The organism is Sandarakinorhabdus sp., assembly GCF_032115815.1.
Taxonomy (GTDB): Bacteria; Pseudomonadota; Alphaproteobacteria; order Sphingomonadales; family Sphingomonadaceae; genus Sandarakinorhabdus.
On record NZ_JAUMBI010000135.1, the window covers coordinates 14,865 to 25,200 of the forward strand.

Consider the following 10,336-nt stretch of genomic DNA (forward strand, 5'->3'; position numbering starts at 1 on the left):
GTTTCGGCTGGCGGCGCCAACATCTTCATTCGCGGCATCGGCACCGCCGATTTCGATCGCACGTTCAACCCGGCGGTGCAGATCGTTGTTGATGGCGTCATCTTCGGATCGTCGGTGGCCGGTCAGCTTCTGAACGTGGTCGATGTTGAACGGCTGGAAGTGCTGCGCGGCCCGCAAGGCCAATTGTTCGGGGCCAATGCCATCGGCGGGGTGATCAACATCACCCGGCCCAAACCCAAGGATGAACTGGGCGGTAATTTTTTGGTCACTGTGGGTAATTATGGCGAGTTCAACGTGCGCGGCGCCATCACCGGGCCGATCGTGCCTGGCAAAGTCGATGCCCGCATCGCGGTCAACCGGGTAACCAATGACGGCCAGTTCGTTAACCAGTTCAATGGCCAACGGCGGGGCTTTGCCGATCTGTGGCTTGTATCGCCTTCGCTGCGCTTCACGCCGTCGGAGGATGTCGAAATCCTGCTGACCTATGATTACTTGCAGAACAAGGGCGATTGGGGCGTGTTGTTCAACCGCTCGGGCCCCAATGAGCTGTTCTGCATCGGTGTCGTGCTCGTTACGAGACCGACCTGTGCCGATCCCAACCAGGATCTAACCAAGCCGAATCAGGATACGCCAACGTTCCTGAGTTCCATCACCCATTCGGCCTCGTTGACCACCAACATCAAGGCGGGTGATGTCGACATCACGGCGATCACCGGGTTCAACCTGTTCCGCGAGGAAAAGCAGACTGATTTCGACGGCATACCGATCCCGGTGTTTGCCTCGGTCCAGCCGGTGACCGAGCGGCAATTCATGCAGGAGTTCCGTGCCAACTGGAAGGTCAACGACCGGCTGACCATTCTGGGCGGCCTTTTCGGGCAATTTGTCGACTACAAGGATGGCGCGAATTCGCTGTTCATCTTTGATCTGTTTGGCTTGCCGCCAGGCACCGTTGAAGTGGTCGATCGCCAGCAGAAAACCTACAGCTTTGGTGCCTATCTGTCGGGAAATTACAGCCTGACTGACCAGCTGCGACTGTCATTGGGCGGCCGATACACTTATGAATTCAAGGATTTCATCTATCGGAACGGCTTCAACCAGGTGGGCGGCGGATTCTATCCCGATGCTCCTGGCTTCACCAACGTTGCTGCCGGAACGCAGGGCTGGAGCCAATTCACCCCGCGGATCGCGCTGGATTACAGCCCGCGCGATGGTGTGTTGACCTACGTGTCGTGGAGCCAGGGCTTCAAGTCAGGTGGATTCAATGGTCGCGGCAACTCCACTGAAACCATCGGGCCGTATGATCCGGAACTGGTGAACACCTACGAACTTGGCCTGAAGAGCGAGTGGATGGATCGCAGGCTACGTTTCAATATCGCTGGCTTCCTGACCGATTATACCAACAAGCAGGAAGAAGTGATCCGGCGTAACCCGGAAACCCAGGCCACCATCACCACTGTCACCAACGCGGCTTCGGTGCGTTACTGGGGTGTGGAAGCCGAGTTTGCTGCGGTGCCGGCCAAGGGCCTGACCTTGTCGGGCACGGTGGGTTATCTCAATGCCCGTTATAAGGATTTCGTTTTCAACGGCTTTGATGTGTCCAACTCGGTGCGTCCGCGCAATGCGCCGCCGTGGCAGTTGTCGGGTACGGTTCAATATGAAACCAAGGTCGGCAATGTCGGCATCGATGCCCTAGTCACCTACCGTTGGAGCGACTCCTACTTCTTCCATATGGGACCGCGCTTTGATGGTGGCGGGCCGTCGCCCCTGATCAACGAACCACGCGGGCTCATTGCGGCCTATGGCCTGCTGGATGCGCAACTTGGCTTCACGGTGCCCATGGGCGGCACCGACGTGCGGCTAAGCGTGTATGGCCGCAACATCACAGATGAGCGTTTCTTTGCGGCGTTCAACCCGGTGGCCAATCTGTGGGCCAACGGCGCGGCCAATCTCGGCCGCACCTTCGGGGTACGGGTGGGTGTGAACTTCTGATCCCGGCCCTAAACTTTCTCTCCTGAAACACTTGGCCATCGTCGGGGCAACCGCGACGATGGCCATTTTTATTGCTGGTTAGGCAAAATGTACGCCGATTGAAATCCAGCCGTCTGCGGCTCAGACTGCCCGCGCGGCTTCTCAGCGAAAGGTTGATCCCATGGCACTTTCAACTGATGCGACTGACACTCAGGGCGATCATGAGAATCCCTATCTGCAGGGCCCCTATGCCGCGATCCGGGACGAATTGATCGTGGAGGGGCTGCCGGTGCGGGGCGCGCTGCCGATCGAGCTTGATGGCACCTACATGCGGATCGGACCCAACCCGATCATCCCGCCAGACGGCAAGACCCACCACTGGTTTGCCGGCGATGGCATGATCCACGCGGTGCGCATAAAGGACGGCAAGGCACTGTGGTATCGCAATCGCTATATCCGCTCCAACAGGGTCGCCGCCGCGCTGGGCGAAACCCCGGCCCCCGGCCCGCGTTACGAGCGCGGCGATACAGTCAACACCAACGTCATCAGCCACGGAGGAAAGATTCTGGCGCTGGTGGAAGCGGGCGGATTCCCGGTCGAGATTGATTCCCTGCTGGGCACCACGGCCTATACCAATCTGGATGGCAGCCTGCAGTTCGGCGGGTTCACCGCCCACCCGCACCTCGATCCCGCCACCGGCGAACTGCATGCGATCTGCTACAATGGCGGCAACCGCGAGTTTGTGCGCTATGTTGTGGTCGGAACGGATGCGCGGGTGCGCAAGGAGATCAAGGTCCCCGTGCCTGATGGGCCGATGATCCACGATTGCGCCATCACCGCCCGTTATGTGCTGATCCTGGATCTGCCGATAACCTTCTCCATCGACGCCGCGCGTGCAGGTATGTCCATGCCCTATGCCTGGAACCCGGAACATGGTGCGCGCATCGGCCTGCTGCCGCGCGACGGCGGCCCGGACGACATCATCTGGTGTACTGTGGAACCGGCCTATGTGTTCCATCCCTGCAATGCCTATGATCTGCCAGATGGCCGTGTCGTGATGGATGTGTCGGTGCACGACCGACTGTTCGTGACCGATGGCACCGAACGGCCCGGTTCATCAGTCGTTACTTTCGAACGCTGGACATGCGATCCGCAGACCAGACTGGTCGAAAGGCGCGTGATCGACAGCGTGGCGCAGGAATTTCCGCGCTGCGACGAACGCCTGACCGGCCAGCCCTATCGCTATGCCTATACCGTCACCCTGGATGAAGGTCGCAGCCAGCCTGGCGATGTGGCCGGTGTGTTCGCCCACGACCTGCATACGGGCGAGCGCAAGGCTCATGATTTTGGAGAGGGCCGCATCCCCGGCGAGTTCGTCTTTGTGCCGCGCAGCGCCGGGGCAGCCGAGAATGATGGCTGGCTGATGGGCTATGTACTTGATGTCACGCGTGATAGCACTGATCTGGTATTGCTGGATGCACGCGATGTTTCCGCTGCCCCCGTCGCGATCGTCCCGCTGCCGCAGTTGGTGCCGCTGGGTTTCCATGGCAACTGGATCGCGGCAGATACAATTTATTGATGAACCTGTGTTTCACATGTGGCAGGCGCAAGCAGTGTTCGCTATGAGTAGCGCGGGAGGACGCAATGCGCCGCACGCAACATTGGTTTGAACCGGCTCGCTTTGGCCTGTTCGTGCATTGGGGCCCGTGGGCCCGCGCCGGCTGGGAAGCCAGCTGGCCGCTCGTTGGCGGTGTCGTCACCCTGCCGATGGGGCAGGATATTCCGGCCGAAACCTACCATGCCAACGCCGATGGTTGGCAGCCTGACCCGGCTGCGCCAGAAGCTTGGATTGCCGCTGCTGCTGCAGCCGGCATGCGCTATGCCGTGCTCACGACCCGTCACCACGACGGCTATGCGCTGTGGCCCAGCCGGCATGGCGATCATGGCGTCGCCAAGACGGCTCCGGGTACCGATGTTGTTGGCGCGTTCGTCGCGGCCTGTCGGCGTCACGGCTTGAAGATCGGCTTCTATTACTCGCTGCCCGATTGGCACCATCCCGCTTATCCGGCCTTCACCGATGCGATGCGGCCCTATGTGTTTGGCGGTTATCCGGTGCCGTCGGCCGAAAGCTGGGCCGCGTATCAGGCCTATCTGCGTGGGCAGATCACCGAGCTGCTTACTGATTATGGCCCCATCGACATGATTTGGTTCGATGGCGCCTGGGAACGTGGCGCCGAGATGTGGGATGTCGATGGCCTCGAACGAATGATCCGCCAGCTGCAACCGGACATCCTGATAAACGATCGACTTCCCGGTCATGGCGATTTTGCGACGCCGGAGCAGTTCGTGCCGCCCGAACCACCGGCCGAGCCGTGGGAAACCTGCCTGACCATGAACATGAGCTGGGGGTTCAACGCCAAGGACGATCATTACAAGTCGCCGGCCGCGCTGGTGCATACCTTGTGCGAAGTGGCCGGTCGCGGCGGCAACCTGCTGCTCAATATCGGGCCCGACGGTGAGGGGCGCATTCCGCCACCGCAAGCGGCGCGCATGGCGGAGTTCGGTCGCTGGATGAGTCGCCATGGCGAGGCGATCATCGGAACCGGTGCCGGATTGAAGTCCTGGCAGTTTCCCGGGCCGACGACGCTGAAGGGCACCACACTCTACTGCCACTTGCTGATGCAGCCGGTGGCGCCGGTATCGGTGCGCGGTGTGCCCGTACAGCATCTGAAACGGGTCAGTGTGCTGGGCCATGAAGCGAGCCTGCTGTTCGAGACACGCATCCCGGTGCTGGATGAACTGATGCATGTCGATGGCCCCGGTGAGGTGGTCATCGACGTGCCGATGGCTTTGCGTGACCCGGCAGCAACGGTGCTGGTTCTTGAATTTGATTGTGATCCGGCGCGGTCTGATCCGGCCGCCCCTTCAACGGAGACGATGGCATGAAACTGTTTCGCCATGGCGCCCCCGGCGCGGAACGTCCTGGTTTGGTCGCCCCCGATGGCAGCCACCGCGATCTGACAGGCATCATTGCCGATGTCGCCGGTCCAGCCTTGCTGTCATCCGATTTGCAAAAGTTGCGCGGTATCGATGCCTTCAGCTTGCCTGCGTTGGCGCCTGGGTTCCGGTTCGGCCCGTGCGTCGGCCATGTGCCAAAGTTCATCTGCGTTGGCCTCAATTATGCCGATCACGCCGCCGAAACCGGCGCCACCGTGCCGCCTGAACCAGTGCTGTTCATGAAGGGCGTCAATGCCATCTGCGGCCCGAATGACGATCTCGAGATCCCGCGCGGTTCGACCAAGACCGATTGGGAAGTGGAATTGGGTGTCGTGATCGGGGCACCGGTCAAATATGTCAGCGAAGCCGACGCGCTTTCCCATGTGGCGGGCTATTGCATCGTCCACGATGTGTCGGAACGGGCCTTTCAGATGGAACGCCAGGGCCAATGGGTGAAAGGCAAGAGCCACGACAGCTTTGGACCGATCGGGCCTTATCTGGTCACGCCGGAAGACGTGCCGAATCCGCAGGCGCTTGATCTATGGCTGGAAGTCGACGGACACCGCTATCAGCAGGGCAATACCCGCACCATGGTTTATGGCGTGGCCCACCTCATTGCCTATATCAGCCAGTTCATGACCCTGCAGACCGGCGACATCATCTCGACGGGGACGCCGCCGGGTGTGGGGCTGGGGCAGACGCCCCCGGTTTATCTGCGGGCCGGGCAGGAAGTGCGGCTTGGTATCAATGGGTTGGGCGAACAGCGGCAGCGCACCGTCCCGGCCTGAAGTCGGGCCGGGCGCACTCCGGTCAATCCGCGTTAAGCCCGCCAGGCCTTGCCGTTCGGGAAGCTGTACTCGCCCCGGGAATCCCCCTTCATTTCGACGCTGAAGCCCGGGCGTTCGGGCGCCAGATAGCGGCCGGCGCGGATACGGATCGGATCAACGAAATGCTCGTGCAGATGGGCCGCGTGTTCGATCATGCGCCCTTCCGAGCCACTGGCCACGGCGGCGGCGTCGAAGAAGCTGATGTGCTGCACATATTCGCACAGGCCAACGCCACCGGCATGCGGGCAGACCGGCTTGTCGAACGCCGCGGCCAGCAGCAGAACCGAGAGCACCTCGTTCACGCCTCCAAGCCGACAGGCATCCACCTGCACCACATCGATGGCACCGGCTTGCAGGAATTGCTTGAACATGATGCGGTTGTGGCAATGTTCGCCCGTTGCGACCCGGATGGGCGACACGGCCTGGCGGATGCGGGCGTGGCCCAGGATGTCGTCGGGGCTGACGGGCTCCTCGATCCAGTAGGGATTGAAGTCGGCGAGCGCCTTGACCCAGTCGATGGCCTGGTCGACATCCCAAACCTGGTTGGCGTCGATCATCAGCAGCCGGTCGGGACCCAGCACCTCGCGCAGCACGCTGCACCGCCGGATATCATCAGCCAGATTGCCGCCGACCTTCATCTTGATGGCGGACCAGCCTTCGGCGATGGCGAGGCTGGCGAGGCGGCGGATCTTGTGGTCATCATAGCCAAGCCAGCCCGCAGACGTGGTGTAGGCGGCATGGCCTTCCGCCTGCAGTCGCGCGATGCGGGCAGGGCGATCGGCCTGGTTGCGTTTCAGCAGGTCGAGCGCCAGCGACGGCGGCAAGGCATCGGCGATGTGACGGAAATCGATGGCCGATACGATCTGCTCGGGCGACATGTCGGCGAGATAAAGCCAAAGCGGCTTGCCGGCGCGCTTGGCAAGCAGGTCCCAGACGGCGTTGACGATGGCGGCCGTGGCGAGATGAATGATGCCCTTTTCCGGGCCCAGCCACCGATACTGGCTGTCGCCCACCAGACTGCGCCAGAAGCCGGCAAGATCATTCTCAATCCCATCAAGGCTGCGACCGATGACCTGAGGCAGCAGCGCGTCGATCGCTGCCACGACAAGATCGGTGCCGCGGCCCAGCGTGAACGCAAGGCCATGGCCTTCCAGACCATCTGCCGACAATATGACGTAAGCGGCGGAATAGTCCGGGTCGGGGTTCATTGCGTCCGAGCCGTCGAGAAAGCGTGACGTCGGAAAGCGGATGTCGGCCGTTGTTGCATGGCTGATCACTGCGCCCGGGGCCGTTCCTGGCCGCAGCCGGATTCCGGCCTGGTTTGTGGTCATCAAGGTCGCACCTGCCCGTATATGTATGAACTGCTATTTCATCCATAAATCACCTGTTCGGCAAGCCCCCTTATTGAAAAAAGCAGGGCAAGCCTCACTTCATAGTGGCTTTTTGTCGTTGCCAGCGCTCATGAGTCATGGTTCTAATCACGCGTGAACCATAATTTCACCAATAAACTGGAGTTTCCGGCGCTGCCGCCGCTCGGCATGGGCTGTGCGGCGCTTGGCAATCTTTATGCGCCGCTTTCCGATGGCGATGCGCAGGCCGCTCTGGAGGCTGCAACGGCCGGCGGTGTTCGGTTCTTCGATACGGCACCCTATTATGGTCACGGCCTGTCTGAAACGCGGCTGGGGGCGTTTCTGGCTGGCCAATTGTCCAAGTCGATCCTTTCCACCAAGGTAGGGCGCAGCCTCGCCCATGGTGAAGCGCCCGGCGAAACCGGTTTTGTCGATGCCGCTCGCGCCCGGCCCTATTTCGATTATTCCGGTCCGGCCGTGGAGCGTCAGGCACACGAAAGCCTTCGCCGTCTGGGCGTCGATGCTGTGGATATGCTTCTGGTCCATGACTTGGGCCCACTCACGCACCGCGAGGACCACCCGCGCCAGTTCGACATCGCCATGCAGGGTGCCTTTCCAGCGCTTGCCGCCCTGAAGCGACAGGGCCTGACCCGCGGTTTCGGGATAGGCGTCAACGAAGTCGCCATCTGCTTGCAGGTACTGGCGGAAATCGATCTAGACGTGATCCTGCTCGCCGGGCGCTACACACTGCTGGAACAGGCCCCGCTCGACGATCTGCTGCCGCTTTGCGCGGCGCGCGGCGTGCGCGTCATTGTGGGCGGCCCGTTCAATTCAGGCGTTCTGGCCGGCAATCCGCATTATGATTATGGCGCGGTTCCGCCGGCGGTGGCGGCCCGGGTGCAGGCGCTGTCGGACATCTGCGCACGCTACGGCGTGCCGTTGGCCGCCGCCGCCCTGCAGTTCCCGTTGGCGCATCCGGCTGTTGCAAGCGTCATCCCCGGTGCACGTTCCGCCGCCGAGATGACGGCCAACATTGCCCACATGGCCCATCCGATCCCGACAGCGCTGTGGGCCGACATGCAGAGCGCCGGCCTGATCCGCGCCGATGCCCCGGTGCCGGCCTGAACCATGCGGATCGACGCCCATCACCATTTCTGGCGCCGGGACCGTGGCGATTATGATTGGCTGACCCCGGCGCTGGCGCCGCTGTGGCAGGACTTCCTGCCCGATGACCTGGCGCCGCTGCTGTCCCGCCACGGGATTATGGGAACGGTACTCGTCCAAGCCGCACCCACCATTGCCGAAACTGATTTCATGCTGTCGCTGGCCGACACCCACAGCTTCATTCGCGGCGTGGTGGGTTGGACGGACCCGGCCGCTGCCGATGCGCCGGCGCGCATTGCGGCCTTGGCGCTCCATCCGCGGCTGGTAGGCCTGCGCCCGATGCTGCAGGATCTTGCCGATGATGACGCCATCCTGGATCCGGCCGTGCAGCCGGCGCTGGCGGCAATGGCTGCGCATGGGCTGGCCTTGGATGCATTGATCCGGCCGCGTCACTTGCCCCGCCTACTCACGCTGCGTGACCGCCACCCGGAATTGAAGATCGTGATCGATCACGCTGCAAAGCCCGACATTGCCGGCGGCAATCTTGCCGGCTGGGCGCGCGACCTTGCCGCCGTGGCTGCCGATGGCCGCACCCACGTCAAGTTGTCGGGTCTTGTGACCGAAGCTGCGGTCGATTGGCAGGTCGCCGATCTGAAGCTCGTGGCCGATACCGTGCTGTCCGCCTTCGGGCCAGATCGGGTGATGTGGGGCAGTGACTGGCCAGTGCTGAACCTGGCCGGCAGCTATGACAAGTGGGTCGCTGCCACGGAAGAACTGCTGGCCGGGCTGGATGCGGCCGGCCAGGCTGCAGTGAGAGGCGGCACGGCGGTTCGTTTCTATGGCTTGGAGGAAGGCTGATGCAGCGGCGCGCGATGGTGATCCGGGTGAAGCCGGAGAAGCTTGAGGAATACAAGGCGCTGCACGCCAAGCCTTTCCCCGGCGTGATCGCCGCGCTGAAGGCCGCCAACGTGTCAAACTACTCGATCTTCCTGAAGGACGACGTGCTGTTCGGCTATCTGGAGTATGACGGCAGCGACTGGGAGGCCGACATGGCTCGTGTTGCCGCGGATCCCGAAACCCAGCGCTGGTGGACCTTTACCGATCCCTGCCAGACCCCATGGCCGTCGGCGCAGCCGGGCGAATGGTGGTCCGACATGGAATGCGTGTTTCACATGGATTGAATTCACCGGGACTGAAAGGACATCAGATGGGTCGATTGTCAGGCAAGCGCGCCTTCGTGACCGCGGCAGGCGCGGGTATCGGACGGGCCACTGCGCTCGCGTTTGCGCGTGAGGGAGCGGCCGTCACCGCCACCGATATCGACGAGGCGGCGCTGGCCAGCCTGGCGGCCGAGGCGCCCGCCATCGCCACCCTGCTGCTGGACGTGCGCGACGATGTGGCGGTTGCCGCTGCACTTTCAGGCGCGACACCCGATATCTTGTTCAACTGCGCTGGCTTCGTCCACCACGGCACCATCCTCGACATGAGTGGTGCGGATTGGGCGTTCAGCTGGGATCTGAACGTCACCAGCATGGTTCGTACCATCAGGGCCGCACTGCCGGGCATGCTTGAGCGTGGCAGCGGGACAGTCATCAACATGGCGTCGGTGGCATCCTCGATCCGCGGGGCGCCCAACCGCTTTGCCTATGGCGCCACCAAGGCCGCGGTGATCGGTCTGACCAAGGCCTTGGCGGCTGATTACGTGACACGCGGCATTCGCGCCAATGCGATATGCCCCGGCACGGTTGAATCGCCTTCGCTGGAAGGCCGCATCAACGCCCAAGCCGATCCGGTCGCCGCCCGCGCCGCGTTCATCGCCCGTCAGCCAATGGGCCGGTTGGGCAAGCCGGAGGAAGTGGCGGCGCTCGCCATCTATCTCGCGTCTGACGAGGCGAGCTATACCACTGGCCAGGCCCACATCATCGACGGGGGCTGGAGCAACTGATCAGCCAGGCTGCGCGTCGCCCTGCTCGCTCAATTGCGCGCGCAGGGCGGCCTGCATCTCGCGGGTGATCGGGAAGTTCCACGTGAGCGCCACGATCAGCAGCTTGCACAGAATTGGCACGCCCACGAACATCGCGGCCAGCCACA

General features: G+C 62.5%; 9 protein-coding genes. 8 read left to right on the forward strand and 1 reads right to left on the reverse strand.

Going from position 1 to position 10,336, the window contains the following annotated elements:
* From RT662_RS08005 to RT662_RS08020, 4 genes are all read left to right on the forward strand, one after another.
* Positions 1-1,989: TonB-dependent receptor (locus RT662_RS08005; RefSeq protein WP_313670181.1), on the forward strand; the 1,989-nt coding region annotated here is incomplete at its 5' end.
* A 160-nt stretch (positions 1,990-2,149) separates the two neighbouring features.
* The gene (locus tag RT662_RS08010; RefSeq protein WP_313670182.1) at positions 2,150-3,547 is read left to right on the forward strand and encodes a carotenoid oxygenase family protein; all 1,398 of its coding nucleotides are present in this window, start codon (positions 2,150-2,152) and stop codon (positions 3,545-3,547) included.
* 65 nt (positions 3,548-3,612) lie between these two features.
* A complete protein-coding gene (locus tag RT662_RS08015; protein ID WP_313670183.1) occupies positions 3,613-4,914 on the forward strand; it encodes an alpha-L-fucosidase in 1,302 nt (433 codons plus the stop codon).
* Complete coding sequence (locus RT662_RS08020; RefSeq protein WP_313670184.1) at positions 4,911-5,753, forward strand: fumarylacetoacetate hydrolase family protein; 843 nt, start codon at positions 4,911-4,913, stop codon at positions 5,751-5,753. The genes RT662_RS08015 and RT662_RS08020 overlap by 4 nt, the downstream gene beginning before the upstream one ends.
* A gap of 32 nt (positions 5,754-5,785) precedes the next feature.
* Here the strand turns inward: RT662_RS08020 and RT662_RS08025 are convergent, their stop codons facing one another.
* A complete protein-coding gene (locus tag RT662_RS08025; RefSeq protein ID WP_313670185.1) occupies positions 5,786-7,000 on the reverse strand; it encodes an enolase C-terminal domain-like protein in 1,215 nt (404 codons plus the stop codon).
* 276 nt (positions 7,001-7,276) lie between these two features.
* Here RT662_RS08025 and RT662_RS08030 point away from each other — a divergent pair, with 276 nt between their 5' ends.
* Genes RT662_RS08030 through RT662_RS08045 form a run of 4 tightly spaced genes read left to right on the forward strand, consistent with a single transcriptional unit; the run spans position 7,277 to position 10,190 of the window.
* Entirely contained in the window at positions 7,277-8,266 is a 990-nt protein-coding gene (locus tag RT662_RS08030; protein ID WP_313670187.1) for an aldo/keto reductase, read from the forward strand.
* Between the two features lie 3 nt (positions 8,267-8,269).
* A complete protein-coding gene (locus tag RT662_RS08035; protein ID WP_313670188.1) occupies positions 8,270-9,103 on the forward strand; it encodes an amidohydrolase family protein in 834 nt (277 codons plus the stop codon).
* Positions 9,103-9,426, forward strand: a complete 324-nt coding sequence (locus RT662_RS08040; RefSeq protein ID WP_313670189.1) for an L-rhamnose mutarotase — start codon at positions 9,103-9,105, stop codon at positions 9,424-9,426. The genes RT662_RS08035 and RT662_RS08040 overlap by 1 nt, the downstream gene beginning before the upstream one ends.
* Before the next feature lie 26 nt (positions 9,427-9,452).
* The gene (locus RT662_RS08045; RefSeq protein WP_313670190.1) at positions 9,453-10,190 is read left to right on the forward strand and encodes an SDR family oxidoreductase; all 738 of its coding nucleotides are present in this window, start codon (positions 9,453-9,455) and stop codon (positions 10,188-10,190) included.
* Positions 10,191-10,336: the final 146 nt, after the last annotated feature.